Annotated in this window: 27 protein-coding genes, 1 tRNA gene and 1 other RNA gene; all 29 read left to right on the forward strand. The window is 60.8% G+C overall.

What is annotated here, in order from left to right; all coding sequences use genetic code 11:
• Position 1: 1 nt before the first annotated feature.
• Positions 2-640, forward strand: coding sequence for an ATP phosphoribosyltransferase (gene hisG, locus GMET_RS01910; RefSeq protein WP_004512355.1), 639 nt, complete (start codon positions 2-4; stop codon positions 638-640).
• Positions 637-1,947, forward strand: a complete 1,311-nt coding sequence (hisD, locus tag GMET_RS01915; protein WP_004512356.1) for a histidinol dehydrogenase — start codon at positions 637-639, stop codon at positions 1,945-1,947. The genes hisG and hisD overlap by 4 nt, the downstream gene beginning before the upstream one ends.
• Positions 1,944-2,996, forward strand: a complete 1,053-nt coding sequence (hisC, locus tag GMET_RS01920) for a histidinol-phosphate transaminase (protein WP_004512357.1) — start codon at positions 1,944-1,946, stop codon at positions 2,994-2,996. The genes hisD and hisC overlap by 4 nt, the downstream gene beginning before the upstream one ends.
• A gap of 25 nt (positions 2,997-3,021) precedes the next feature.
• Positions 3,022-3,609: an imidazoleglycerol-phosphate dehydratase HisB gene (gene hisB, locus GMET_RS01925; protein WP_004512358.1), complete on the forward strand. Its 588-nt coding sequence runs from the start codon at positions 3,022-3,024 to the stop codon at positions 3,607-3,609.
• A gap of 1 nt (position 3,610) precedes the next feature.
• Positions 3,611-4,243 carry an imidazole glycerol phosphate synthase subunit HisH gene (gene hisH / locus GMET_RS01930; protein WP_004512359.1) on the forward strand — a complete coding sequence of 211 codons (633 nt, stop codon included), beginning with the start codon at positions 3,611-3,613 and terminating at the stop codon, positions 4,241-4,243.
• A gap of 90 nt (positions 4,244-4,333) precedes the next feature.
• A complete protein-coding gene (gene hisA, locus GMET_RS01935) occupies positions 4,334-5,068 on the forward strand; it encodes a 1-(5-phosphoribosyl)-5-[(5-phosphoribosylamino)methylideneamino]imidazole-4-carboxamide isomerase (RefSeq protein WP_004512360.1) in 735 nt (244 codons plus the stop codon).
• Position 5,069: 1 nt separating this feature from the next.
• Positions 5,070-5,831, forward strand: a complete 762-nt coding sequence (gene hisF / locus GMET_RS01940) for an imidazole glycerol phosphate synthase subunit HisF (protein WP_004512361.1) — start codon at positions 5,070-5,072, stop codon at positions 5,829-5,831.
• On the forward strand, positions 5,828-6,157 hold the full coding sequence (locus GMET_RS01945; protein WP_004512362.1) for a phosphoribosyl-ATP diphosphatase: 330 nt from the start codon (positions 5,828-5,830) through the stop codon (positions 6,155-6,157). Before hisF ends, GMET_RS01945 begins: the two co-directional genes overlap by 4 nt.
• 147 nt (positions 6,158-6,304) lie before the next feature.
• Positions 6,305-6,502 (forward strand): 30S ribosomal protein S21, encoded by a 198-nt coding sequence (gene rpsU, locus GMET_RS01950; RefSeq protein WP_004512363.1) that lies wholly within the window; start codon positions 6,305-6,307, stop codon positions 6,500-6,502.
• Positions 6,503-6,514: 12 nt separating this feature from the next.
• Entirely contained in the window at positions 6,515-6,955 is a 441-nt protein-coding gene (locus GMET_RS01955; protein WP_004512364.1) for a GatB/YqeY domain-containing protein, read from the forward strand.
• A 105-nt stretch (positions 6,956-7,060) separates the two neighbouring features.
• Complete coding sequence (locus tag GMET_RS01960) at positions 7,061-7,597, forward strand: CvpA family protein (RefSeq protein WP_004512365.1); 537 nt, start codon at positions 7,061-7,063, stop codon at positions 7,595-7,597.
• Complete coding sequence (dnaG, locus tag GMET_RS01965; protein ID WP_004512366.1) at positions 7,575-9,341, forward strand: DNA primase; 1,767 nt, start codon at positions 7,575-7,577, stop codon at positions 9,339-9,341. The genes GMET_RS01960 and dnaG overlap by 23 nt, the downstream gene beginning before the upstream one ends.
• Positions 9,342-9,370: 29 nt before the next feature.
• Entirely contained in the window at positions 9,371-11,110 is a 1,740-nt protein-coding gene (gene rpoD / locus GMET_RS01970; RefSeq protein ID WP_004512367.1) for an RNA polymerase sigma factor RpoD, read from the forward strand.
• 83 nt (positions 11,111-11,193) lie between these two features.
• Positions 11,194-11,679 (forward strand): Cys-tRNA(Pro) deacylase, encoded by a 486-nt coding sequence (gene ybaK / locus GMET_RS01975; RefSeq protein ID WP_004512368.1) that lies wholly within the window; start codon positions 11,194-11,196, stop codon positions 11,677-11,679.
• Between the two features lie 10 nt (positions 11,680-11,689).
• Positions 11,690-12,529 carry an SIR2 family NAD-dependent protein deacylase gene (locus tag GMET_RS01980; protein ID WP_004512369.1) on the forward strand — a complete coding sequence of 280 codons (840 nt, stop codon included), beginning with the start codon at positions 11,690-11,692 and terminating at the stop codon, positions 12,527-12,529.
• Complete coding sequence (locus GMET_RS01985) at positions 12,526-13,695, forward strand: THUMP domain-containing class I SAM-dependent RNA methyltransferase (protein ID WP_004512370.1); 1,170 nt, start codon at positions 12,526-12,528, stop codon at positions 13,693-13,695. The genes GMET_RS01980 and GMET_RS01985 overlap by 4 nt, the downstream gene beginning before the upstream one ends.
• Positions 13,696-13,814: 119 nt before the next feature.
• Positions 13,815-13,891, forward strand: a tRNA-Ile gene (locus GMET_RS01990).
• 120 nt (positions 13,892-14,011) lie between these two features.
• Complete coding sequence (locus GMET_RS01995) at positions 14,012-15,130, forward strand: Nif3-like dinuclear metal center hexameric protein (RefSeq protein WP_004512371.1); 1,119 nt, start codon at positions 14,012-14,014, stop codon at positions 15,128-15,130.
• Positions 15,131-15,182: 52 nt separating this feature from the next.
• Positions 15,183-15,896 (forward strand): zinc ribbon domain-containing protein, encoded by a 714-nt coding sequence (locus tag GMET_RS02000; protein ID WP_011365662.1) that lies wholly within the window; start codon positions 15,183-15,185, stop codon positions 15,894-15,896.
• A gap of 24 nt (positions 15,897-15,920) precedes the next feature.
• Positions 15,921-16,300, forward strand: an RNA gene (rnpB, locus tag GMET_RS18190) — RNase P RNA component class A.
• Positions 16,301-16,323: 23 nt separating this feature from the next.
• Positions 16,324-16,836 carry a hypothetical protein gene (locus GMET_RS02005; RefSeq protein WP_004512373.1) on the forward strand — a complete coding sequence of 171 codons (513 nt, stop codon included), beginning with the start codon at positions 16,324-16,326 and terminating at the stop codon, positions 16,834-16,836.
• Between the two features lie 17 nt (positions 16,837-16,853).
• Positions 16,854-17,210 carry a hypothetical protein gene (locus tag GMET_RS02010; protein WP_004512374.1) on the forward strand — a complete coding sequence of 119 codons (357 nt, stop codon included), beginning with the start codon at positions 16,854-16,856 and terminating at the stop codon, positions 17,208-17,210.
• Positions 17,211-17,521: 311 nt separating this feature from the next.
• Positions 17,522-17,998 (forward strand): division/cell wall cluster transcriptional repressor MraZ, encoded by a 477-nt coding sequence (gene mraZ, locus GMET_RS02015; protein WP_011365663.1) that lies wholly within the window; start codon positions 17,522-17,524, stop codon positions 17,996-17,998.
• The gene (gene rsmH / locus GMET_RS02020) at positions 17,998-18,939 is read left to right on the forward strand and encodes a 16S rRNA (cytosine(1402)-N(4))-methyltransferase RsmH (RefSeq protein ID WP_004512376.1); all 942 of its coding nucleotides are present in this window, start codon (positions 17,998-18,000) and stop codon (positions 18,937-18,939) included. The genes mraZ and rsmH overlap by 1 nt, the downstream gene beginning before the upstream one ends.
• 17 nt (positions 18,940-18,956) lie before the next feature.
• The gene (gene ftsL, locus GMET_RS02025; RefSeq protein WP_004512377.1) at positions 18,957-19,292 is read left to right on the forward strand and encodes a cell division protein FtsL; all 336 of its coding nucleotides are present in this window, start codon (positions 18,957-18,959) and stop codon (positions 19,290-19,292) included.
• Entirely contained in the window at positions 19,289-21,262 is a 1,974-nt protein-coding gene (locus GMET_RS02030; protein WP_004512378.1) for a penicillin-binding protein, read from the forward strand. The genes ftsL and GMET_RS02030 overlap by 4 nt, the downstream gene beginning before the upstream one ends.
• A 57-nt stretch (positions 21,263-21,319) precedes the next feature.
• Positions 21,320-22,855, forward strand: coding sequence for a UDP-N-acetylmuramoyl-L-alanyl-D-glutamate--2,6-diaminopimelate ligase (locus GMET_RS02035; RefSeq protein ID WP_004512379.1), 1,536 nt, complete (start codon positions 21,320-21,322; stop codon positions 22,853-22,855).
• A gap of 1 nt (position 22,856) precedes the next feature.
• Positions 22,857-24,269 carry a UDP-N-acetylmuramoyl-tripeptide--D-alanyl-D-alanine ligase gene (locus GMET_RS02040; RefSeq protein WP_004512380.1) on the forward strand — a complete coding sequence of 471 codons (1,413 nt, stop codon included), beginning with the start codon at positions 22,857-22,859 and terminating at the stop codon, positions 24,267-24,269.
• Complete coding sequence (gene mraY / locus GMET_RS02045) at positions 24,269-25,345, forward strand: phospho-N-acetylmuramoyl-pentapeptide-transferase (RefSeq protein WP_004512381.1); 1,077 nt, start codon at positions 24,269-24,271, stop codon at positions 25,343-25,345. The genes GMET_RS02040 and mraY overlap by 1 nt, the downstream gene beginning before the upstream one ends.

Below are 25,345 nucleotides of genomic sequence, written 5' to 3' on the forward strand. Positions count from 1 at the left end.
TATGAGCGACTTTCTTACCATCGCCATCCCCAAGGGGCGGATTCTCGAAGAGTCCGTTGCCCTGTTCGGCAAGATCGGAATCCACTGCGACGAGCTTCTCTCCAACACCCGCAAGCTCATCTTCGAGAACCGCGAGCAGCGGATGCGGTACATGATTGTCCGGGCCACTGACGTCCCCACCTACGTGGAGTATGGTTGCGCCGATCTCGGTATCGTGGGGAAGGACACCCTCATGGAGCAGGAGAAGGACCTCTACGAGCCCCTGGACCTCAAGTTCGGTTACTGCCGGATGATGGTGGCGGAGCCAGCGGGGCTTGCCAGGGACGACGACCCCTCCAGTTGGAGCAACATCCGGATCGCCACCAAGTACCCCAACGTGACCGAGAAGTACTTCGCCAAAAAGGGGGTGCAGGTGGAGATCATCAAGCTCTACGGCTCCATCGAGTTGGCGCCGCTGGTGGGGCTCTCCGAGCGGATCGTGGACTTAGTCTCCACCGGCGAGACCCTGCGGCAGAACGGCCTCGTGGAGGTGGAGACCATCGCCGAGATCACCACGCGCCTCATCGTCAACCGGGCGAGCCTCAAGACCAAGCACCCCCGGATCACCGAGATCATCGAAGGGTTGGAGAAGCACGTATGAAATTCCTCGATATCAGGGATACGAACTTCGACATGGAATTCGCCGCCATCCTCGCCCGGGGCGAGGAGACCGGCCGCGAGGTGGAACAGGTGGTCCTCGACATCATCGCCGATGTCCGTGCGCGGGGTGATGAGGCGCTCCTGGAGTACACCCGGCGCTTCGACCGGCTTGAGGCCGATTCCGTCGCCTCGCTTCAGGTAACCGAGGACGAGGTCGACTACGCCTTTGCCCGGGTGAAGGACGAGGAGATCGCGGCCCTCAAGCTGGCAGTGGAGCGGGTGGCCCGCTTCCACGAGAAGCAGAAGCAGGAGACCTGGCTCTCCACCGGCGAGCCCGACATCCTTCTCGGCCAGATGGTGACTCCCCTGGAGCGGGTCGGGATCTATGTCCCCGGCGGCAAAGCGAGCTATCCCTCCAGCGTCATCATGAACGCGGTACCGGCCCGGGTGGCGGGCGTCGGCGAGGTCGTCATGGTGGCCCCGACTCCTGGCGGCGAGATCAATCCCCATGTCCTGGTGGCGGCGCGGTTCTCCGGCGTGGACCGGATCTTCCGACTCGGCGGCGCCCAGGCCGTGGCGGCCCTGGCCTACGGAACCGCCACGGTGCCCAAGGTGGACAAAATCACCGGCCCGGGGAACATCTACGTGGCCACGGCCAAGAAGCTGGTCTTCGGCCAGGTGGGGATCGACATGATCGCCGGCCCCAGCGAGATCCTCGTCATCAACGACGGAAGCGGCACCCCGGCCCACATCGCCGCAGACCTCCTCTCCCAGGCGGAGCACGACGAACTCGCTTCGTCCATCCTCATCACCACCGACCGCGGCTTCGGCGAGCGGGTGGCGGCGGAGGTGGAGCGGCAACTGGCGGAGCTCTCCCGGGAGACCATTGCCCGGAGATCGTGGGAAACGTACGGTGCCGTCATCGTGGCCGGAAGCCTCGACGAGGCCATCGCGTTCAGCAACCGGATCGCCCCGGAGCACCTGGAGCTGGCCGTGACGAACCCCTTCGATGTCCTGCCGAAAATCAGGAACGCCGGGGCCATCTTCCTCGGTCACTTTACTCCCGAGGCGGCGGGGGATTATCTGGCCGGTCCGAATCACACCCTTCCCACCGGCGGCACGGCCCGGTTCTTCTCACCTCTGTCGGTGGACGATTTCGTGAAGAAGTCCTCCATCGTCTACTTCAGCGAGAGCGGGTTGAATCGTCTGGGGGGGGGCATCGTCCGGATCGCCGAACTGGAGGGGCTGGAAGCCCACGGCAGGTCGGTGAGCGTGAGACTGAAGGGGGAAGGAGAGGCCCGGAAATGATTCCACTTCGACAGAACATCGCCTCCATGAAGGGGTACATCCCCGGTTACCAGCCGCCCGATATCGCCTCGTGGATCAAGCTGAACACGAACGAAAACCCGTATCCGCCGTCGCCGGAGGTGGTAAAGGCCATTCTTGAGGAACTTGGACCGGACGGGGCTGCCCTGCGCATCTACCCCAGTGCCTCCAGCCAGAAGCTGCGCGAAGTGGCCGGAGAACTGTACGGTTTCGACCCATCCTGGATCATCATGGCCAACGGCTCCGACGAGGTGCTGAACAACCTGATCCGTGCCTTTGCCGCCGAAGGGGAGGAGATCGGCTACGTTCACCCCTCATACTCCTACTACGGCACGCTTGCCGAGGTCCAGGGGGCCCGGGTACGCACGTTCGGCCTGACCGGCGACTTTCGGATCGCCGGTTTTCCGGAGCGCTACGAAGGGAAAGTATTCTTCCTCACCACCCCCAACGCACCGCTTGGTCCCAGTTTCCCGCTCGAGTACATCGACGAGCTGGCCCGGCGTTGCGCCGGCATGCTGGTACTGGACGAAACCTATGCCGAATTTGCCGAATCCAATGCTTTGGAGCTGGTGAGAAGACACGAGAATGTGGTGGTGACGCGCACCCTTTCCAAGAGCTATTCCCTGGCCGGCATGCGTATCGGCCTCGCCATTGCCCGTCCGGAGGTGATTGCGGCCTTGGACAAGATCCGTGACCATTACAATCTCGACCGCCTGGCCCAGGCGGCCTGCGTGGCCGCACTCCGCGATCAGGCATATCTGTCGGAATGCTGCCGGAGAATCCGCGAGACGCGGGAATGGTTCACCACTGAACTGCGCTCCATTGGCTATGACGTTATCCCCTCCCAGGGGAACTACCTGTTTGCCACTCCCCCTGATCGCGACGGCAAGCGGGTTTACGACGGGCTCTACGCCCGCAAGGTCCTGGTCCGTCACTTCTCTGACCCGCTCCTGGCCCATGGGATGAGGATCTCCATTGGCACCCGGGAGGAGATGGAGCAGACCCTCGCCGCCCTGAAAGAGATTGGCTAACTTCGATCCCCACGAGGAGGGTTCCATGTCCCGGAAAGCCACCATCGAACGCGTCACCAAAGAAACCCAGATCAAACTCTCCCTGGAGATCGACGGGGCGGGCGAGGCGAAGATCTGCACTTCGGTGCCGTTTCTCGACCACATGCTCGACCTCTTCGCCCGCCATGGCCTCTTCAACCTCCAGGTGGACGCCAGGGGGGACATCGACATCGACTTCCACCACACGGTGGAGGATATCGGCATCGTCCTCGGCCAGGCGCTGAAGGAAGCCCTGGGCGACAAGAAGGGAATCCGGCGCTACGGCCAGGCCAGCGTCCCCATGGACGAGACCCTTGCCAGTGTAGCGGTGGACATCTCGGGGCGTCCCTACCTCGTCTACCACGTCGCGCTTCCCAAGGTGAAGATCGGTGAGTTTGACGTGGAGCTGGTGCGAGAGTTTTTCCAGGCGGTGGTCAACAACCTGGGCGCCAATATCCACGTGAACGTCATGTACGGCGACAACGTCCACCACATGGTCGAGGCCTGCTTCAAGGCCTTTGCCCGGGCCATGGACCAGGCGACCCAGGTGGATCCCCGGATCGAAGGGGTCATGTCGACGAAGGGCAAGCTCTGATATGGCAACAATCGCAATCATCGACTACGGCATGGGTAATCTCCGCTCCGTCCAGAAGGGGTTCGAAAAGGTGGGGTTCGAGGCGGTGGTGACCGCCGACCCGAAGGTGGTCCTGGAGGCGGAGAAGGTGGTCCTCCCCGGCGTGGGGGCGTTCCGGGACTGTATGCGCAACCTGGAGCAGGGTGGGTTCGTGGAGCCGATTCTCACGGTGATCCAGGATGGACGCCCCTTCCTCGGCATCTGCGTCGGGATGCAGCTCCTCTTCACCGATAGCGTGGAGTTCGGCCTTTACCAGGGGCTGAACGTCATTCCCGGCCACGTCCTCCGCTTCCCCGAGGGGATGCGCGAAAGAGGCGAGGATCTCAAGGTCCCCCACATGGGGTGGAACCAGCTTTCCATCAAACGTCGCCCTTCGGCTTTCTCCGATGTTGAGGATGGAGCGAACGTTTATTTCGTTCACTCGTTCTACGCAAAGCCCGATGAAGAGGGTGTCGTTGCCGCTACGAGCAGTTACGGTATTGATTTCTGCGCCGCCGTCTGGAAGGACAACATCGTCGCCACCCAGTTCCACCCCGAGAAGTCCCAGGCGGTGGGTTTAAGTATTTTAAAAAATTTCGCGCTTTCAAAAGCATAAAATCCACCATGGAGACACGGAGGCACGGAGTAATTCTCCTATGGGCCTTTCTCCGTGTCTCCGTGCCTCCGTGGTGAAAGGTTTTTTTGAATGATCGTCATACCTGCCATCGACCTCAAGGAAGGAAAGTGCGTCCGCCTCGAACAGGGGCTCATGGAGAAGGACACTGTCTTCTGCGACAATCCGGCCGACCAGGCCCGGGCGTGGGAGCGCCAGGGGGCGGAACTACTCCATATCGTTGACCTGGACGGCGCCTTTGCCGGTGAGCCGAAAAACCGGGCCTCCATCGAAGCGATTGTCAAGGCCATTGCCATTCCGACCCAACTAGGGGGGGGCATCCGGGACATCCCCACCATTGAGGCGTACCTATCGCTTGGCATCGGCCGGGTGATCCTCGGCACTGCGGCCCAGCGCAACCCGGAGCTGGTGGAGGAGGCGTGCCGCCTCTTTCCCGGACGGATCGTTGTGGGGATCGACGCCAAGGACGGCATGGTGGCGGTCCAGGGGTGGGCCGAGGTGACCGGCGTCACGGCGGTGGATCTGGCGAAGCGGTTCGAGGGGTACGGCGTCGCCGCAATCATCTACACCGACATCGCTCGTGACGGCATGATGCAGGGGCCCAACATCGCGGCGACCAGAGCCTTGGCCGAGGCGATCTCGATCCCGGTCATCGCTTCCGGCGGGGTGTCGTCCCTGAAGGACATCGAGAACCTCATGACCATTGAGGCGAGCGGCATCGCCGGCGCCATTACGGGCAAGGCAGTCTACACCGGGGCCATCAACCTGGCCGAGGCCGTGGCCCTCACGAAGCGAGGAGGGGCGTAACATGCTGACCAAGCGGATTATTCCGTGCCTCGACGTGAAGGGGGGGCGGGTCGTCAAGGGGGTCCAGTTCCTGGAGCTGCGGGACGCCGGCGACCCGGTGGAGATCGCGGAAGCCTATGACCGCCAAGGGGCCGACGAGCTCACGTTCCTCGACATCACTGCCTCGTCTGACGAGCGGAACATCATCATCGACGTGGTGCGCCGCACCGCCGAGCGGGTCTTCATGCCGCTCACCGTGGGGGGCGGCGTCCGAATCGTGGACGATATCCGCAATCTCCTGAACGCCGGTGCCGACAAGGTCTCCATCAATACGGCGGCGGTCCATCGCCCTGAGTTCGTCCGGGAGGCGGCGGAGCGCTTCGGCTCCCAGTGCACCGTGGTGGCCATCGACGCCCGGCAGGTCCCGGGCGAAAACCGCTGGGAGGTCTACACCCATGGCGGTCGCAACCCCACCGGCATCGACGCGGTGGAGTGGGCTCGACGGATGGAGGAGTACGGCGCCGGCGAGATCCTCCTCACCAGCATGGACCGGGACGGCACCAAGGACGGCTACGACATCTCTCTGACTCGCGCCATTGTCGATGCGGTCTCCATCCCGGTCATCGCCTCCGGCGGGGTGGGGAACTTGGAGCATCTCCACGACGGCTTCGTAAAGGCGGGAGCCTCGGCATGTCTTGCCGCCTCCATTTTTCACTACAAGGAGTACACCATCGGCGAGGCGAAGGAGTATCTCCGTGGGCGGGGGGTCCCGGTCCGGTTATGAACGAACGTGACGATATTCTGCAGGCTGTTTATCGGGTGATCAAGGAGCGCAAGGGCGCTTCCGCTGATTCTTCCTACACCGCATCGCTCCTCCAGAAGGGGATCGACAAGATCCTCAAGAAGCTCGGCGAGGAGGCCACTGAAGTGGTCATCGCCGGCAAGGGGGGGAAGCGGGAGGAGATTGTCTACGAGACCGCCGACCTCTTTTTTCACACTCTCGTGCTCCTGGGCTACTACGACATCGACCCCGAAGAGATCTACGCGGAACTGCGCCGTCGCTTCGGTACTTCCGGCATCGCCGAGAAGGCGTCGCGGCCCAAGGAATGAAAACCTCCTGAATATCTGTAAAAAATTGTTGACACAAATACGGTAGCCGCATATTATGTGTGGTCTGTGAAAAAATATCCGGCCCATGAGTAATTTCTTCTATAAGCCCAAGTGGCCACTTTACATAGAGGAGGGAGGGGAATATGCATGCCGGGTGTCAAGGTAAAAGAAGCTGAGCCTTTTGAGCTTGCGCTGAAGAAGTTCAAAAAACAGTGTGAGAAGGCGGGGATCCTCTCCGAGGTCCGCAAGCGCGAGCATTACGAGAAGCCGAGCATCAAGAAGAAGAAAAAGGCTATCGCCGCGCGCAAGCGTGCCATGAAAAAACAGCGTAAGATGATGGACTAATCAGGGATATTCATGCTGCGGGACAGACTGAACGATGAGATGAAGCAGGCCATGAAGGCCCGGGACGAGATACGGCTCTCCGTCATCCGTCTCATTCGCTCATCGGTCAAAAATCGTGAAATCGAGTTGCGGCACGAGCTTACCGATGGGGAGATAACGGAGGTTCTCTCCACCTTGGTCAAGCAACGCCGGGAGTCGATCCGGATGTTTGGCGAGGCAGGTCGGACCGACCTCGTCGAGAAGGAGGAGAAAGAGCTGGCAGTGCTTCTCACCTTCCTCCCGCAGCAGCTTTCCCGTGAAGAGGTTGAGGCGCTGGTCGTGCAGGCCATCGCAGACAGTGGAGCCCAGGGCCCGAAGGATATGGGGAAGGTGATGAAAGCCATCATGCCTCACGTGACCGGCAGGGCTGACGGTTCCCTGGTCAGTGTAGTGGTTAAGGAAAAGCTTGCGTAGCGTTGCGCTCTTTTTCTGACATCACAATACTAATATGAGCTATGGGGGCGATTCTCTGGATTGCCCCCTTCTTCTTTTGCCCGTTGTTAAGGTTACGAGTTCGGCATGAGCCTCCTCGATATACTGCTCTGGGCCGTTTTGCTGGGGTTTGCGGCAAAGGGGTTCATGAAGGGTTTTGTCCGCGAGGTCTGCTCACTCCTCGGGTTGGTGACCGGAGGGTGGGCGGCCTTTACCTATTACCAGGCCGCTGGCGCGTTCCTGGGGAATCTTATTCATCTTCCCCCCCGGGTGGCGTCCGCAGTGGCGTTCCTCTGCATCCTCCTGGCGATCGGCCTCCTCTTCTTTCTCGTCGGACACCTTCTCACCGTAATCTTGAAAATTGTCCTCCTCGGAGGGGTCAACCGCGTCGGGGGAATTGTCTTCGGCCTTTTGCAGGGAGGGCTTCTTCTCAGTATTGTCCTTTATCTGGCCAGTTCCCCTTCCGTTCCCCAGGGGGTACGGGGCAGGATAGCCGCATCCGGCTCTGCCCGGGCCCTCGCCGACTGCGGGAAGGACATTGTGACTGGTTGGCGAAAAAATGCTGTTGAGAAACGGCCTGCCGGAGAAAATCGGACTAAAGATGTCACTGATCCCCGACGATAAGATCAGGGAGGTCCGGGAGCGGGCCTCGATTCTGGACGTGGTGTCCGACTACGTGAGCCTCCGGAAGTCGGGAGCCAACTACCAGGGGCTTTGCCCCTTCCATGGCGAGAAGACCCCTTCCTTCAACGTGAATCCGGCCCGGGGGATCTTCCACTGCTTCGGTTGCGGCGTGGGGGGGAATGCGATTACGTTCATCGCCAGGATGGAGGGGCTCTCGTTCCCCGAGGCGGTGAAGTTTCTTGCCAAGCGGGTGGGGGTTGAGATCGAGGATCGTCCCGTATCCGCTGCGGAAAAGCGGCGCCTGGACGAACGGGAGGAACTCCACGGTATCATGGATCTGGCCGTGGGGTTCTACCGCGAGGCCCTCGAACGGAGCGAGGAGGGGGGGACGGCGCGTCGCTATCTGGAAGGACGTGGTGTGGATCGGGCCACGGCAGAGGCGTACTGCCTCGGCTTTGCCCCGGACCGCTGGGACTTCTTGGCCCGTCATCTCCAGCATCGCTCGGTGCCGCTGGAACTGGCGGAGAAGCTAGGTCTTGTGAGACGTCGGGACGGAGGCGGGTTCTATGACACCTTCCGAAACCGGCTTCTCTTTACCATCACCGACATCCATGGCCGTGCCATCGGGTTCGGCGGCAGGGTTCTCGACGACTCGCTACCCAAATACATCAATTCTCCCGAATCGCCCATCTATCACAAGAGCGAGGTCCTCTTCGGCGTCTCCCTCGCCAAGGGAGCCATGCGGGAGACGGCGAGCGCCATCGTGGTGGAGGGGTATTTTGACCATTTGGCCCTCTACCAGGCAGGGGTTAGGAACGTGGTCGCCACCTGCGGTACGGCCCTCACCGAGGGGCATATCAAGCTTCTGAAGCGCTACGCGGGGAATGTCTATACCCTGTTCGACGCCGACAGCGCCGGACGGAAAGCGACGCTGCGGGCCATGGACCTCTGCCTCGATGCCGGATTCCCCGCCCATGTGGTGGAGCTGACCGCCGGGGAGGATCCGGACAGCTTCATCCGGAAAGAGGGTGCCGAGACGTTTTCGGCCCGTCTGGCAAAAGCGCGTCCGGTGGTTGATTATTTCTTTCGTCAGCTGGTGCGGGACGAGGATACCGGTACCGTCGAGGGGAAGGTGAAGGTCATCGACGAGATGGCCCCGCGGCTTGCAAGGGTCTCCAATGCCATCGAGCGGGAACTCTATGTGCGGGAAATCTCCCGGGTTCTCGGTGTCGATGTTCGCTCTTTGGCGCGGAAGATCGGTGGTTCCTCGTCCCCTGCTGCTCCCCGGGACGAGAGGGCTCCCGCGCAGTCTCGCCGGAAAAAGGGTGCCACCCCCGAGGAGATGCTCCTCTCGCTCATGGGGCGCTATCCTGAGGTGGCTGAACGGGTAAGGAACCACGACCCTGCGCGTATCTTCGGCCCGCAGTTCCTTCCCGTCGCCGAGGCAATCCTGGAGCGTATCGGAGCCGGGAAGCCAGTCGAATGGAGCGAGATTCTCGATCTGGTGGAAGGGGGAGAGGAACGGGGCCGTATCGCCGCATTTCTTGTCAACGACGACCATCTGGCCGACGTTGATGTCCACAAGGCCTTTGACCAGTGCCGTGCGGCTCTGGAGCGGAACTCTCTCGGCCGGATGAAGGAGTTGGCTCGGGAACTGGCGGCGACCGACCCCGATAGTCCTCGCTACCGGGATCTCCTGGCTGAGATTGATGCCTTGCGAAACCGTAAATCGCAGTTATCTTAATAAGAACAGCGTGCAATGAGGTGAATTTGATGGCCAAGAAAAGTTCGGACGAAGTTAAGCAGCAGCTGGTGGACATCGGCAAGGAGAAGGGATTCCTTACCTATGACGAAGTCAACGACGTGCTGCCTCCCGACTTCTCAACGGAGCAGATTGACGATGTAATGAGCATGTTCGGTGAGATGGACATCGACCTCGTCGATTCATCGCAGAAGGTCAAAATCCCCAAGATGAAGCTCGACCTCGAAGAGGAAGAGGAGATGGAGGGGGAGCAGGAGGAGATGGAGTACGAGCCGGGGGTCCTGGGGCGCACGAGCGATCCGGTCCGGATGTACCTGCGGGAAATGGGTTCCGTGTCGCTTCTCACGCGCGAAGGTGAGGTTGAGATCGCCAAGCGGATCGAGGAAGGGGAACGCGACATCGCCCGTGTCATCCTTACCACTCCCATTACCGTCAAGGAGATAATCGCCCTTGGCGACAAACTCCGCAAGTTCCAGATAAGCGCGGCCGAGATCAGCAAGGAAGTTGAAGAAGAGGAACTGGAAGAGGACGAGGAAGACGTCCAGGCCAATCGCGTCCTCTCCATTATCGATGAGATCCGGGATCTTGACGTGAGGATGGAGGCCATTGCCGAAGAGCTCGACGCTGAGGGCGCTGCTGCGAAACGCCAAAAAGAGCTCCACGCCGAACAGCACGAGATCAGGGAAAAGTTCGCCGATCTCGTGAAGTCCCTTCGGCTCAAGGACCGCCACATCACCAAGATTGCCCAGCGCCTCAAGGAACTTTCGGGCAAAGTGGAAGCCATTCTGACAGAGATTGCGGCGGTTGAAACCGAAGCAGGCATCAACGGCGAACGCCTCAAGGAGATTGTTGCCAAGGGCGACGAAAAGGCCAAGGGGCTCAAGGTAAACCTTGAGGATGCCCAAAAGCTCGACAAGAAGATCCGCGCCGCTGAGAAAAAGCTCAAGAAGCTGGAGCACGAGTCGGGCTTCAAGGCCCAGGAACTTTCCGACGCCCTCCACGCCATCGACCGGGGCGAGGCCAAGGCGAAGCTGGCCAAGTCCGAGCTGGTTGAAGCGAACCTCCGGCTGGTGGTTTCCATCGCCAAGAAGTATACGAACCGGGGCCTCCAGTTCCTGGACCTGATCCAGGAGGGGAACATCGGTCTCATGAAGGCGGTGGACAAGTTCGAGTACCAGCGGGGGTACAAGTTCTCCACCTACGCCACCTGGTGGATTCGTCAGGCCATCACCCGCGCCATCGCCGACCAGGCGAGGACCATCCGGATTCCGGTCCACATGATCGAGACCATCAATAAGCTGATCCGGACCAGCCGCCAACTGGTGCAGGAAATCGGCCGGGAGCCGTCGCCCGAGGAAATCGCCGAGCGGATGAATCTCCCCCTCGACAAGGTACGCAAGGTTCTCAAGATCGCCAAAGAACCCATCTCCCTCGAAACCCCCATCGGGGAGGAGGAAGATTCGCATCTAGGGGATTTCATTGAGGACAAGGGGGTCGTTTCGCCCCTAGAGGCGGTCATCAAGGCCAACCTCTCGGAGCAGACCTCCCGGGTCCTCTCCACCCTCACCCCCCGGGAGGAGAAGGTGCTCCGGATGCGCTTCGGCATTGGCGAGAAGAGCGACCACACCCTGGAGGAAGTGGGGCAGGATTTCGAGGTTACCCGCGAGCGGATCCGGCAGATCGAGGCCAAGGCCCTGCGGAAACTCCGGCACCCGAGCCGGGCCAAGAAGCTCAAGAGCTTCGTGGAATAGCGCCCGCGAATCCCAACCATGAAAGCCGCGTCGGTATCCGGCGCGGCTTTCGCATTGCTGGACCATTCGTAGTGTGAGGAGCTATGGCTAAGGAGAGCAAAGCGCCGGTCACGGCTGCGGTGCGGGCGTTGCGCGCCGCGAAGGTCCCATTCACCGACCACCTCTATGCCTATGAGGAAAAGGGGGGGACCGCCGTCTCCTCCCGGGAGCTGGAGGTGGACGAGCACGCCGTTGTGAAGACTCTCATCATGGAGGACGAGGCGAAAAATCCGCTAATCGTCCTGATGCACGGGGACCGCCAGGTTTCCACCAAGGAGTTGGCCCGGGTTCTGGGGGTGAAGGGGGTTTCTCCCTGCTCCCCCGACACGGCCCAGAAGCATACGGGATACCTCGTGGGGGGGACCTCTCCTTTCGGGACCCGCCGGCAGATGCCGGTCTGCATGGAAGAAACGATCCTTGACTTGCCCTGCATCTACATCAACGGCGGCAAGCGGGGATATCTCGTGGGGATTGATCCCCGTGACGTGGTGAAGCTTCTCAATCCGACCCTGGTTCGGGTCGCCATCTGAGGGGGAACCCATGGACCTTCAGGAGAAAGTTCGCGTTGCCGCCGAGGCGGTGAAGCACGCCGATGCCATCGTCATGACCGCCGGTGCCGGCATGGGGGTTGATTCGGGGTTGCCTGATTTCCGTGGCGACACCGGGTTCTGGAAGGCGTATCCCCCTTACCAGAAGCTCGGCATTACCTTTGTGGGGGCCGCGAATCCCGACCACTTCGAGCGGGATCCGTCCTTCGGCTGGGGATTCTACGGCCATCGGACCAACCTTTACCGGGCCACGGTCCCCCATGCCGGCTTCGACATCCTGCGGGAATGGGTCCAACGGTACGGCCTTGATTATTTCGTGGTCACCTCCAATGTGGACGGCCAGTTTCAGAAGGCCGGGTTTGCCGACGATCGTATCTTGGAAGTCCACGGCTCCATCCACCATCTCCAGTGCACGACGCCCTGCACCATGGCCATCTGGGAGAACCGAGAGACCATTCCGGTGGACGAGGCGACCATGCGGGCTGGGCACGTCCCCCGCTGCATTCACTGCGGCGCCGTGGCTCGCCCCAATATCCTCATGTTCGGCGACTACGGCTGGGTGAGTGACCGCTCGGCCCGGCAGCAGCGGAACTTTGACGAGTTCCTCGCCGACACCCGGGGGGGCCGCCTGGTGGTGGTCGAGATGGGGGCCGGCACCGCCATCCCGACTATTCGTTATCTGACCGAGGAACTTGGTTCCCGTTCCGAGGCGCTGGCCGTGCGGATCAATCCGCGGGAGCCCCAGATTCGCGCGCCTCACCTCTCTCTCCCCTGCGGCGCCCGGGAGGGAGTTGCCGCCATCAATGCCGTTCTTGCGGAGGAATCCCCTTGACGATCATCAGGAGAAAAGCAGCGGCCGGACCCTTCGTCGGCGAGCAGTCATTCTTTGCCACCACCGCCAAGGGGGTGGAGGAGGTGCTTGCTCGGGAGATGACCAGCCTCGGCCTCGGCGGAGTGACCATGGATAAGGGGGGAGTCCGTTTCACGGGGGATCTTTCCGCCTGCTACCGGGCCAATCTCTGGCTCAGGACCGCGAGCCGCATCCTTATCACCCTGACCGAATTTCCGTGCCACTCGCCTCAGGATCTCTACGACGGGGTCCGTGCCCTCCCCTGGGACCGCTATCTCACCCCTGACACGACCCTTGCCGTTGAATGCGTGCTGCGCGATTCGGCCCTCACCCACTCGGGGTTTGTGGCCCTCAAGACCAAGGATGCCATTGTTGATACCCTCCGGGACCGGTTCGGACGCCGCCCCAGCGTGAATCCCAAGGATCCCGATCTCCTGGTGAATGTCCATTTAGTCCGCAACCGTTGCACCATCAGTCTCGACAGTTCCGGCACCGGACTTGACCGTCGCGGGTACCGGGCCGAGGCCGGCGAGGCTCCTTTGCGGGAGACCCTGGCCGCGGCCCTTGTGCTTCTCACCGATTGGGATGGGACGGTTCCCTTGGTCGACCCCCTCTGCGGCTCCGGGACGATTCTCATAGAGGCAGTCCTCAAGGCCTTGAACCGAGCGCCCGGGCTTGTCAGGGAGCGCTTCGGGTTCCAGCGCTGGCCAGCCTTTGATGTCCCCCGTTGGCGGCGTCTCCTTGAGGAGGCGCGGCAGACGGAGCGGACAACACTTGCCGTGCCCATTCTCGGCAGCGACCGTCTGGAGGATGTTCTTGCCGTGGCCCGTGGCAACAGTCGCCGCGCCGGCGTCGAGAAGTTCATCTCCTTTGAGGCGCGGGACCTGCGAGATCTCGTTCCGCCTCCTGCGCCGGGAGTCATCCTTACGAATCCTCCCTACGGCCGGCGTCTGGGTGATGAGGAACAACTGAAATCCTTTTATCGCCAGATCGGTGATGTCTTCAAACAGCGCTGCGCCGGGTACACTGCCTGGCTGTTCACGGGGAACCTTGACCTCGCCAAGGAGGTAGGACTCAAGGCCTCCCGCAGGATTGCTCTTTTCAACGGCCCCCTCGACTGCCGACTCTTGAAGTATGATCTGTACTGAATGTCCCGATTGGGAAACGGAGCGAATTTATTGGCTTCATCTCCTGCTCTCCAGCCGGTTGATGCGGAAAAAACCTTGACACGTCGCGCCCCTTTGCGTAGTATCGAATCTTCGTTTTCGGGCCTATAGCTCAGTTGGCTAGAGCAACCGGCTCATAACCGGTCGGTCCCAGGTTCGAGTCCTGGTGGGCCCACCACCCGAAATTTGTCAGGATGAAGCAGGGGATGCCCCGAAATCACCGGTCAACAACGACCACTCATACGGTTTCAAAAAAGAGTGCGGCCCGAAGGGTGGCACTCTTTTTCTTTCGCCACGAATGATTACGCCAAAAGTCTCGGACATAGTTGGAATTGTTAATAAAATAGCTCCGCATGGCCTCGCTGAAGAGTGGGACAACGTGGGGCTCATGGTGGGGGATCCGTCGGCGCCCGCTACCCGGATCATGGTGGCCCTCGACGGCACTCCGGACACAATCGATGCGGCAATCGCCGACCGATGTCAGATTCTCCTCACTCATCACCCCTTCATTTTTCGTCCCCTCAAGCATATCTCCTCCGCAGACCCCACCGGACGTCTCGTTCTGAAAGCCGCAAGCCACGCCCTGGCAGTTATCTCTCTCCACACCAACTTCGACATCGCCTCTGGCGGGATGAATGATCTCCTGGCTGAGCGCCTCGGCGTCAGCAACTGCCGGCCGTTAAAAGTGACGACCTCTGAAAGTCTCGTGAAGCTTGTCGTGTTTGTGCCAACAGGGCACGAGGAACGGGTGCGGGATGCTCTCTTTCGCTTCAGTGGCGTCGTCGGCGCCTACAGTGACTGTTCCTTTCAGTGTGCCGGTACCGGCACCTTCAAGCCTCTGGCGGGCGCGCAACCGTTCATCGGCCAGGTGGGAAGGCGTGAATATGTGGAGGAGTCGCGAATCGAGGTGCTTCTTGAGAAGCGGAACCTTCCGGCAGCCGTGACCGCCCTGGTTAAGGCGCATCCCTACGAGGAGCCCGCTTTTGATCTCTTCCCGCTCCTGAACCGGGGGCCCGAGCAGGGACTAGGCAGAATTGGCGTCCTTGCGGAGGAGACTACGGTCAGTGCCTTCGCCGACGAAGTCAAAGAGCGCCTCGGCCTTGCCGGCGTGCGGTTTGTCGGAGATGGCGCCCGTCCGGTCAGGAAGGTGGCACTCTGCGGCGGGAGCGGCATGTCGCTGCTGCGTGACGCCCAGCGACAGGGCGCGGATGTGCTGGTGACGGGTGATGTGAAGTACCACGAGGGCCGCGATGCCGAAGCCCTTGGCGTGGCCCTTGTCGACGGGGGACACTTCGGCACGGAGGTACTCATGGTGGAGAGTGTAGCGAATCGGATGGCGGCGGAACTCGCGTCGCGCCGTTTCGAGGCAGAGGTTATTCCCTTCAGGGTGGAGCGTGATCCGTTCACGTGGCGATAACGGTATCGCTCTGACTGTGAAGGTAACATACTGGATTAAGGGAGGTTGATTGGTGCGCAAGAATCTGTTTATGCTTGAGGAGTTGCAGGAGCTCGACTTGAAAATCGACGGCCGTCAGGGAGGGCGGCAGACGCTGCTCGATCAGATGGTGGAGCTGGATCAGCAGGTGGAAGAGACCCGGCTTGCGGTCGATGCGAAGCGGGGCGAGCTGGCGCTTCTCGAAGAGGAGAAGGAGGGGCTTGAGGCGAATCTGGTCACGGAGGACGAGAATATCGCCCGTTCCGAGGTCCGCCAGAAGGAGATCAAGACCCAGAAGGAGTACCAGGCGGTGGTCAAGGAGATCACGGCTGCGCGCAAGCTTAAGGCTGAACTGGAGGAGCAGATCCTTCAGAAATCGGCCCAGGCCGAGGAGCTCACTGCCGATATCGCTGCCCGTGAAGCCGACCTGGCCTCTCTTGAGGAAAATATGGCGAGCCGCAAAGCGGAGATCCAGGAGGGGCTTGACCGGATCGACCGGGAGCTCGCCGCCGATGCGGCTGCCAAGGAGACAACGGTAAAGGCGATCCCCGCCTCCCTCGTCAAGCGTTACCTGGCCCTACGTGAGCGGCGCCAGGGGATTGCCATCGTGGAGGCGCGTGCAGGCAACTGCTCCGGGTGCAACATGAATCTCCCGCCGCAGCTCTACAATAGCCTCTTCCGGGGGGATGACCTGGTGCTCTGTCCCCACTGCCAGCGGATGCTGTTTCTGCGTCAGGACGCTCAATAGTCCTGGCTGAGTTCAAGGTTTGGCCGAAGCAGAACAGATGACCGCTCTCCGTTCGCGGAGGGAGGAAAGTCCGGGCTCCACAGGGCATGGTGCTGGATAACGTCCAGCGGGGGCGACCCCAGGGATAGTGCCACAGAGAGAAGTCCGCCTGCCGGAGCGTTAGCGAAGGCGGGTAAGGGTGAAAGGGTGAGGTAAGAGCTCACCGGGTCCGGCGGTGACGTCGGATGCCAGGTAAACCCCACCAGGAGCAAGGCCGAATAGGGAAGCGTTAAGGACGGCCCGTCCGAGCTTCCGGGTTGGCTGCTTGAGGCCGTCGGTAACGGCGGTCCCAGAGGAATGGTCATCGCCCGCCAAGGGGTAACCCGCGGCGGGAACAGAACCCGGCTTATGGGCTGCTTCGGCCAATTATTTTTTTAAAGAGTATTCCATGAACGATCGTGAGCGCTGGGATTGTGCCATCGCCGCCGTCTCTGCCGACTATGCCGCCTTGCCGTCGGCCCTGCAGGGAGAGGTGAAGACGCTGGCCACGGCGATCAGGGGGGCCAGGCGGGAGCTTCATTCCCTCGCCCAGGAGATGGGTAGCGGGACTATCTGCGCATCCTGCGGTGGCCAATGCTGTCTGCGGGGAAAGTATCACGTCACCGTGGCCGACATTCTGGTTTTTCTGGCAGAAGGAGAACCCCTCTTTACCCCACGCTTTAACCGCGATGTCTGCCCCTATCTCGATGACTACGGCTGCATGATGGCGCCATCACTCCGCCCTTTTCCCTGCATTACCTTCAATTGCGAGCGGATCGAAGAGCTGTGGGAACCGGAAAGGATTGCGGCTTTCTACCGAGGCGAACGGCAACTCAGGGCTCTTTATGGGAAGCTGGAGCAGCTTTTTGCCCACCGTGCCGGTGCGGCGCGAAGGATGGCGATCCTGGGATACAACCAATAATCTGGAAAGGTGTGCCAATGGCGACAACGATCAATGATCTTGTGTTGGTTCATATCGACAGCAAGCCCGGCTTCTACGCTCGGATCGAGGATATTTCGCCGGATGTCAAGGCTGGTTGGTGGCGAGTCAGGCTCCTGGTGTTGACGGTGCCGCTGGAGATCTATACTTGGATTCTTGAGGAGGCACAGATCAACGGAGCCCCCTTCACCATGGGAGGAACTCCTATCCGTATGGAGAAAGTGGTCTCTCCGGTCCTGGGAGATTCTGCTTCTGCCCCTTCTCCTCCGCAACCTTTCCCCACTCCCCAGGAAGAAAAAGATCAGGGTAAGGGGGGGAAAGTTGTTTCTCTTCTTGATCGAAAAAAAGACAAGTGATTCATGGGGGGCTTGGCCCCCTCTTTCCCTCCCAGTTCATTCCTCCCTTTTTCACGTTGTATCATTCCCTTCCCGAATAATTCGTTTAAGTGTTCTTAATTGTTGGTTTTTTGTCACCGGGGCTGTTGCTGCCGACAGGGGATCCGGTGTCTCGGTTCACTGTTGTCATGTGTGTGGTAACGTATTGAAAAATATGGATAAAAAAACACACGGCGCAGGCCGGTTTTGCCTTGACAACCCCCGGGGGGGTCGGTATGATTTGTGCCACGAAGTGGTAAATTGTGGTAAAGTGTGGCAAGGAGTGAGCGGGAATGTTCCGGGGGATCTACGAGACAACCATCGACGCCAAGGGGCGGACGAGCCTGCCGGCCAGGTTCAGGGATGTGCTCGTGGAGAGCTTTGGCGATGAGCGCTTTTTTGTCACGAATTCGGTTCCCGTGGATCTCGGGGGCGGGGTTTATAGCTCGGGGCTCCTTATATTCCCCTATCAGGAATGGTTTATCTTTGAGGAGTCGTTTCTGAACGGCAAGGGGCTTACCTCGGCCCAGCGCAACAGCATCATGCGCACTATCGTTGCGCCAGCGGTCGAATGTTCGGCCGATAAGCTGGGAAGGGTGCTGGTGCCCCCGCACCTTCGCAAGAATGCGGTTCTGGAGCGGGAAATCCTGTTTGTGGGAGCCATGAAAAAAGTGGAAATCTGGAGCCAGTCCGAATGGGATAAGGTGCGTGCCCATGATATGAAGGCGTTCCCCTCGGACTCCGAGGCGGTGGCGGAGCTGGGTCTCTAGTGGCCGAGTTTGGCCATCTGTCGGTCATGCCGGCGGAAGTGCTTGCCCTGCTCTCCCCCCGGCCGGGCGGAGTTTATGTGGATGGGACCCTGGGAGGCGCCGGTCATGCCCGGATGATTCTTGAGGCGTCTTCGCCCGATGGCGTTCTGGTCGGGTTCGACCGGGACCCGGAGGCGTTGGCCGCGGCCAGCAAGCGGATCGCCTCCTTCGGGGACCGGGTAAGGCTCGTTCGATCAAATTTTGCAGCCATGGACGAGTCGCTTGCCACGCTGGGGATTGACACCATCGACGGCTTCCTCCTGGATCTTGGTGTTTCATCCCACCAGCTTGATACGGCGGAGCGGGGGTTCAGTTTTCAGGTGGATGCACCCCTTGATATGAGGATGGACCCGGAAACCGGCGAGACTGCTGCCGATCTGGTGAATGAACTTTCTGCAGACGAGCTGGCTCGAATAATCCGAGAGTACGGAGAAGAACGGTGGGCGAAGCGGATCGCCTCGTTCGTCGTCAAGGCGAGGGAGCAGCACGGGCCCATAGAGAGTACGCTTCAGCTGGTTGATTGTGTGAAGGGGGCGATTCCCCGGGCAGCGTGGGAAGAGCGAATCCATCCGGCCACGCGGACGTTCCAGGCGCTCCGCATTGCTGTGAACGACGAACTCGGAAGCCTGGAGCGGGGCCTTGTGGCCGGTATCGAACGTCTGGCCCCGGGGGGGAGGGGGGTGGTGATTTCGTTCCACTCCCTTGAGGATCGGATCGTCAAGACCGTTTTCCGCCGCTATGCCCAGGGATGCACCTGCCCGAAAATGCTCCCCCGATGTGTATGCGGCAACAAACCTCGCGTCCGCATCCTTACCGGAAAGCCGGTAATGGCGGGAGGGGACGAGGTGGCGACAAACCCTAGGGCGCGGAGCGCCAAGGTGCGGGCAGTGGAAAAGCTGTGAGAGTTATTGGAGGGAGTATGGCGCAGGCGAGAACCGATTTTACCAAGGTGGCGGCACCGAAAAAGCTTGAGGCGATGTATGCCCAGAGGGGGGAGATGTTTCCTTTTCTTCTGGCGGTCATGGTTTTGCTGACACTCGTTTCGGTTTTCCATGTGTGGTCCCGGGTGCGGGTCATTGACTTGAACCTGGAGATCGCCGAGGCCAACCGGTTCCTTAAGGAAGCCCAGGAAGAGCAGAACAGGCTGCGGCTCGAGGTTGCATCCCTGAAAACTCCGGCCCGGATCGAGGCCCTTGCCAAGGGGGACCTCGGCATGGCGCTCCCCACTGACCAGCAGGTGGTGGTAGTGAAATGAGGTACGACGCGGAGAAATGGATAACTCTCCGTATCCGCTTCATCGGGGGGTTCTTCGTTCTCCTCTTTGCGTTGACGTTCTGCCGAGCTTTTTACCTTCAGGTGATCAAGCGCGACTACCTTCTCAAGCTCGCCGATCGGCAGCACCAGAAGATTATTCCCCTTACGCCGGTTCGCGGGACGATCTACGATGCGAATGGCGCCGCCTTGGCCGTTTCGGTTGAGATGGATTCCTGTTATGCCGAGCCAAAGTCCATGGAGGACTTGGGCGAGGCTTCGGCGCAGTTGGCGCCAGTCCTTGGCATGCCAAAGGAGTCGATCCTGAAGAAGCTCCAGGGGAACAAGAACTTCGTCTGGCTCCAACGGCGGCTTACCCCCGATGTGGTGAAGCGAATCCGGGACCTGGATCTCGAGGGGATCGGTTTCGTCAAGGAGACAAAGCGCTTTTATCCCAACTCAGAGGTGGCTGCCCACGTGATCGGGTTCACCGGCCTGGACCCCGAGGGACTGGAGGGAGTAGAGCGACGCTATGACTCTACGATCCTTGGTGGAACCGGCTATCTGGTGACCGAGCGGGACGCCCTGGGACGCAACGTGGCCCTCAAGGGGACGGTGATCCAGAATGGGGCCATGGGGCACGACGTCACCCTTACCCTGGACAAGAACATCCAGTATATCGCCGAGAAGGAACTGGCCCAGGCGGTGGAAAAAAGCGGAGCCCGCGCCGGTACCGCGCTCGTGATGGATCCCCACACCGGCAAGGTGCTGGCCATGGCAAATTATCCGACCTTCAATCTGAACTCCCATGCCTCCTACTCTCCGCAGGTATGGCGTAACCGCGCCGTTGCCGACAGCTATGAGCCCGGTTCCACCTTCAAGACCTTCCTGGTCGCCGCCGCGTTGGAGGAAAAGGTGATCCGGCCCGGCGACGGCATAAATTGCGAGGGAGGAAGCTACGCGATCGGCGGAAGGACGATCCACGACACGCACAAGTACGGCCGGCTCAGTATCGCCGAGGTCCTCAAGTATTCCAGCAATATCGGCGCCGCCAAAATCGGGAGCCGCCTGGGACCGTCACGCTTGTACACCTATCTGAAGAATTTTGGAATCGGCGACAGGAGTGGGGTTGATCTGCCCGGTGAAGTGGGGGGAAGTCTACGGCCATGGAGCCAGTGGTACGGCATCGATCTCGCCACTATTTCGTTTGGTCAGGGTGTGACGACATCGTCGCTGCAACTGGCCTCCGCCGTATCGGCCATTGCCAACGGCGGTGTTCTCATGAAACCCTATCTGGTCGAGAAGATCACCGACAGCGAAGGGAATGTAGTCACGTCTTTCGAGCCACAGGTGCGCCGACGGGTCATTTCCCCTGAAACGGCCAAAACGGTTTCCCGGATGATGGAAGGGGTTGCCGCCGAGGGGGGGACCGGAACCAATGCCTCGGTTGAAGGCTACCGGGTTGCCGGCAAGACCGGCACTGCGCAGAAGGTGGACCCGGTCACCCACGGGTACTCCGCCACGAAACGGACCGCGTCCTTCATCGGATTTGTCCCCGCAGACCGTCCCCGAATCACCATTCTTGTGGTGATTGATGAGCCGAAGACAAGCCCCTATGGCGGTGTGGTGGCCGCTCCAGCTTTCAGCAGCATCGCGTTGCAGACCCTCTGCTACCTTAAAGTTCCGCCCGACACCGTCGTCAGGAGCAAGCCGAAGACAGTGGAAGCCAAGGCAATTCCGGAGGCCGCGGAGGCCACCGAGGCCGCCGAAGGGGCGATCGTCGAGGAGGGGGAGGGGATTGTGATGCCCAACTTCCGGGGGATGAGCATGCGCCAGACGCTCAAGGTTATGGAAGAGAAGGGGCTCAACGTACGTCTTCACGGAAGCGGGCGGGCCATGGAGCAGAGCCCCCTTCCCGGGCACCGGATCAAGCCCAGCGACCAGGTTTGGGTCAAGTTCACGCCGACGGCGTAACAAGGCTGGCTGAAGAAAGATGAAAATGAGCACAAGTAAATTCTATGGCGAGGGAACATGAGACTGGAAGATCTGGCACGGGTCATTAATCCCTCTGAAGCAGGAGGATCTCTGGCGCTGGAGATCGAAGGGCTCTACTGCGATTCACGGCAGGTGCGGTCCGGCGGTCTCTTTTTCGCGTTGAGGGGCGTGGCGACAGACGGCCATGATTACATTGTCGCCTCCCGCGACCGTGGCGCGGTTGCCGTGGTGGTGGAGGATCCGTCGCGGGTCCCCGAAGGAATGACCTGGCTGAAGGTCGATGACGCGCGTCTTGCCATGTCCCGTGCTGCCGCAGCCTTCTACGGCAACCCCACCGATGGTATTCCCGTGGTCGGTATCACGGGGACCAACGGAAAGACGACCACTACGTACCTGGTGGAGGCCGTCATGGCCCGAGCCGGCATCCCTGTGGCGGTTCTCGGGACTATCAGTTACCGCTTCGGTGACAAGACTATCCCGGCTCCCCACACGACTCCCGAGTCGGTAGATCTGCAGCGGACCATACGCGATCTGGTGGACCGGGGCGCCCAAGGTGTGGTCATGGAGGTTTCCTCCCATGCCCTTGAGCAGCGACGGGTGGATGGATGCCGCTTCGATGTCGGCGTCTTCACCAATCTCACCCGTGACCACCTGGACTATCATCGGGACATGGAGTCGTACTTCGAAAGCAAGGCGCGGCTATTTACCGAGCTTCTGGCAGCGGACGACACGAAACCCCGACGTGCCGCGGTTATTAACGTGGACGACCCCTATGGCGCCCGACTCGCCAGTGACGCGGTTGCGCCGGTGGTGAGCTACGGGCTGTCTCCTTCAGTCATGGTCCGGGCCGAGATGGTCACCTTTTCTGTCGATGGAATCTCTGGTACCCTCGTTACCCCCCTTGGTACGATACCGTTTCACTCGCGGCTTCTGGGGCGGTTCAACCTCTACAACATCCTGGCGGCTGTGGCGGCTGGCGTGGCCCTGGGACTCTCCCCGGATGCAATTCGCGGGGGAATCGAGGGGGATGTCCGGGTCCCTGGACGCCTTGAGCGGGTTGATAACGACCATGGGATCACGGTGCTGGTCGATTATGCCCACACGGGCGACGCCCTGGAGAATGTCCTGAAGACCGTTGCCGAGATCGCCACCGGCCGGATCATCACTGTATTCGGCTGCGGCGGAGACCGGGATCGGGGAAAACGGCCCGTCATGGGGGAGATTGCAGGGCGTTTCAGCGATCTATCCATCGTCACCTCCGACAACCCGCGAACCGAGGATGCCGGAGCGATTATTGGCGAGATTCTCGGCGGTATCCGTTCTCTTGGGCTCCGGGAGTATGGGGCGGAAGAACTCATCACCGGTTTCGATGCCAAAGGATTTGCTGCGGTGGAATCGAGACGCGAGGCAATCAGGCTGGCCGCCCGCGTGGCACGTCCTGGGGATGTTCTGCTCCTCGCTGGCAAGGGACACGAGGACTACCAGATTATCGGGACGATGAAGCACCACTTCGACGATCGGGAAGAGGTTGCTGCCGCTTTTCGGGAACTGTCATCCAAAGGACAGGGATAGCGTGTTATTCTCTCTGGCAGACATACGTGAGGCAACGGGAGGCACCCTCGGCGGCGAAGGGAAAACTGCCGGTGTGGAGGGGGTGTCAACCGACTCCCGAACGGTTCAGCCCGGCGAGCTGTTCGTGCCGTTGCGAGGTGAACGGTTTGACGGCCACGATTACCTCGGCGCTGCATGCGATCGCGGGGTACAGGTTGTGCTTGCGGAGCACCAGTGGCTGGAGAAGAACGAACTTCCGCCCGGTGTCTCCGCCGTCGCCGTCGACGATACCCTGGAGGCCCTTGGCGATTTGGCCTGTTTTCATCGGCAGCGCTTTGCCATTCCAGTGGTGGCCGTGACCGGGAGCAACGGCAAGACAACCACCAAGGAGATGCTGGCCGCCATCCTGGGGCAGACCGGCCCCGGGCTCAAGACAGAGGGGAACCTCAACAACCTGATCGGGCTTCCCCAGATGCTTCTTCGCCTCGATAACTCCCATCGTTGGGCTGTCCTGGAGATGGGGATGAGCGCCTTTGGCGAGATCGACCGTCTGGCTGAGATTGCCCGTCCGGATGTGGGGATCATCACCAACGCCTATCCAGCCCACCTGGAGACCCTGGGAAGTGTCGAAGGGGTGGCACGGGCCAAAGGAGAGCTCTTCCTGCGGCTCCCTGCAGAGGGGTGCGCCGTGTTCAACGCCGACGATCCCCTCATCGCCCGTTGTCCCTCCCCCGACGGAGTTCGTCGTGTTTCCTTCGGGCTCCACAACGCCGATGTCACTGCCGAGGCGGTCGAGAATCTTGGGCGCAATGGCCAGCGTTTCATTCTCCGGCTTTCCACGGAATCGGTTCCGGTCACCCTGCGGGCCTTCGGCCGTCACAATATCGCCAATGCCCTTGCCGCTGCCGCGGCTGCCCATGTCCTTGGTGTTCCCACCGAGACCATCGCCCGGGGTCTGGGAGAATTTTCACCCTATGCCAGGAGGTTCAATCTGGAGGAGGTGGGGGACGTCATCCTCATCGACGACAGCTACAATGCTAACCCCGCCTCCATGGCGGCAGCTCTCACCACTCTGCGGGAAATCCGCGCAGGACGCAGGGCGGTGGCGGTTCTTGGCGACATGCTCGAACTGGGCGAAGGGGCCGAGGAGGCCCACCGACAGCTGGGACTTCTGGCAGCCACCTGCGTCGATCGTCTCTACGTGATGGGGGGAATGGCCGGCATTGTTGCTGCTGGGGCACTCGAGGGAGGGCTTGCGGACGATGCAGTTACGGTTGCCACGAGCCATGACGCCATTGTGGCGGACCTGCGGCGAACCACCGCGGCGGGCGATTTCATTCTTGTGAAAGGATCCCGGGGATTGGCCATGGATCGGGTCGCGGAAAAGATGCGTGAAGTCTTTGTCGCGTCCCTCGGGAAGGGGGCCTCGGCCTAATGCTCTACCATCTCCTTTATCCGCTGGCGAGCGACTTCAGGATCTTCAACGTCTTTAAGTACCTGACGTTCAGGACCATTTACGCCGTCATCACCGCCCTGCTGGTGTCGTTCATTCTCGGCCCTTGGGTCATCCGGAAGCTGGAGGCGCTCCAAGCCCGGCAGGTTATCCGCACTGACGGTCCCGAATCCCACCTGAAGAAGTCGGGTACCCCCACCATGGGCGGGATTCTCATCCTTGCATCCATCGTGATTCCGACGCTTCTGTGGGCCGACCTGACAAACCGCTACGTCTGGACAACTCTCTTTGTGATCGTGGGGTACGGACTTATCGGTTTCACCGACGACTACAAGAAAGTGGTGGAGAAAAACCCCAAGGGGCTCTCCCCCCGCCAGAAGATGGCCGGCCAGTTGCTGATCGCCGGCATGGCGGTCTGCTTCCTCGTTTTTGTGGTGAATATGTCGACTGAGCTCGCCTTCCCCTTTTTCAAGCGACTCCACCCCGACCTTTCCTGGTTTTACATCCCCTTTGCCATGCTGGTCATCGTGGGGGCGAGCAATGCCGTGAACCTGACCGACGGCCTCGACGGTCTGGCCATCGGTCCCGTGGCCATCAACGCAGCAACCTATCTGCTGTTTACTTACATAGCCGGCAATGCTAAGCTGTCCAGCTATTTACAGACCCCCTATGTCCCCGGCGCCGGCGAGTTGGCTGTCCTTTGCGGAGCCATGGTGGGCGCGGGAATAGGCTTTCTCTGGTACAACGCCTACCCAGCCGAGGTTTTCATGGGTGACGTGGGATCCCTCTCCCTCGGCGGCGGGCTCGGGACCCTGGCGGTCATCACCAAGCAGGAGATCCTCCTCGTCATCGTTGGCGGGGTGTTCGTCGTTGAGGCCCTGTCGGTCATCTTCCAGGTGGGGTCCTATAAGTACCGGGGGAAGCGGATCTTCCGCATGGCCCCCATCCACCACCACTTCGAGCTTAAGGGTGTGGCGGAGCCGAAGATCATCGTGCGGTTCTGGATCATCACCATTATCCTGGCCCTGGTGGCGATCTCGACCTTGAAGCTGAGATAG

The organism is Geobacter metallireducens GS-15 (assembly GCF_000012925.1).
Classification (GTDB): domain Bacteria; phylum Desulfobacterota; class Desulfuromonadia; order Geobacterales; family Geobacteraceae; genus Geobacter; species Geobacter metallireducens.

Excerpts from the sequence above, each read along its gene's own strand:
- hisG (WP_004512355.1), top strand. The coding sequence starts at position 2 with ATGAGCGACTTTCTTACCATCGCCATCCCCAAGGGGCGGATTCTCGAA.
- hisD (WP_004512356.1), top strand. The coding sequence starts at position 637 with ATGAAATTCCTCGATATCAGGGATACGAACTTCGACATGGAATTCGCC.
- hisC (WP_004512357.1), top strand. The coding sequence starts at position 1,944 with ATGATTCCACTTCGACAGAACATCGCCTCCATGAAGGGGTACATCCCC.
- hisB (WP_004512358.1), top strand. The coding sequence starts at position 3,022 with ATGTCCCGGAAAGCCACCATCGAACGCGTCACCAAAGAAACCCAGATC.
- hisH (WP_004512359.1), top strand. The coding sequence starts at position 3,611 with ATGGCAACAATCGCAATCATCGACTACGGCATGGGTAATCTCCGCTCC.
- hisA (WP_004512360.1), top strand. The coding sequence starts at position 4,334 with ATGATCGTCATACCTGCCATCGACCTCAAGGAAGGAAAGTGCGTCCGC.
- hisF (WP_004512361.1), top strand. The coding sequence starts at position 5,070 with ATGCTGACCAAGCGGATTATTCCGTGCCTCGACGTGAAGGGGGGGCGG.
- GMET_RS01945 (WP_004512362.1), top strand. The coding sequence starts at position 5,828 with ATGAACGAACGTGACGATATTCTGCAGGCTGTTTATCGGGTGATCAAG.
- rpsU (WP_004512363.1), top strand. The coding sequence starts at position 6,305 with ATGCCGGGTGTCAAGGTAAAAGAAGCTGAGCCTTTTGAGCTTGCGCTG.
- GMET_RS01955 (WP_004512364.1), top strand. The coding sequence starts at position 6,515 with ATGCTGCGGGACAGACTGAACGATGAGATGAAGCAGGCCATGAAGGCC.
- GMET_RS01960 (WP_004512365.1), top strand. The coding sequence starts at position 7,061 with ATGAGCCTCCTCGATATACTGCTCTGGGCCGTTTTGCTGGGGTTTGCG.
- dnaG (WP_004512366.1), top strand. The coding sequence starts at position 7,575 with ATGTCACTGATCCCCGACGATAAGATCAGGGAGGTCCGGGAGCGGGCC.
- rpoD (WP_004512367.1), top strand. The coding sequence starts at position 9,371 with ATGGCCAAGAAAAGTTCGGACGAAGTTAAGCAGCAGCTGGTGGACATC.
- ybaK (WP_004512368.1), top strand. The coding sequence starts at position 11,194 with ATGGCTAAGGAGAGCAAAGCGCCGGTCACGGCTGCGGTGCGGGCGTTG.
- GMET_RS01980 (WP_004512369.1), top strand. The coding sequence starts at position 11,690 with ATGGACCTTCAGGAGAAAGTTCGCGTTGCCGCCGAGGCGGTGAAGCAC.
- GMET_RS01995 (WP_004512371.1), top strand. The coding sequence starts at position 14,012 with ATGATTACGCCAAAAGTCTCGGACATAGTTGGAATTGTTAATAAAATA.
- GMET_RS02005 (WP_004512373.1), top strand. The coding sequence starts at position 16,324 with ATGAACGATCGTGAGCGCTGGGATTGTGCCATCGCCGCCGTCTCTGCC.
- GMET_RS02010 (WP_004512374.1), top strand. The coding sequence starts at position 16,854 with ATGGCGACAACGATCAATGATCTTGTGTTGGTTCATATCGACAGCAAG.
- mraZ (WP_011365663.1), top strand. The coding sequence starts at position 17,522 with ATGTTCCGGGGGATCTACGAGACAACCATCGACGCCAAGGGGCGGACG.
- ftsL (WP_004512377.1), top strand. The coding sequence starts at position 18,957 with ATGGCGCAGGCGAGAACCGATTTTACCAAGGTGGCGGCACCGAAAAAG.
- GMET_RS02030 (WP_004512378.1), top strand. The coding sequence starts at position 19,289 with ATGAGGTACGACGCGGAGAAATGGATAACTCTCCGTATCCGCTTCATC.
- GMET_RS02035 (WP_004512379.1), top strand. The coding sequence starts at position 21,320 with ATGAGACTGGAAGATCTGGCACGGGTCATTAATCCCTCTGAAGCAGGA.
- mraY (WP_004512381.1), top strand. The coding sequence starts at position 24,269 with ATGCTCTACCATCTCCTTTATCCGCTGGCGAGCGACTTCAGGATCTTC.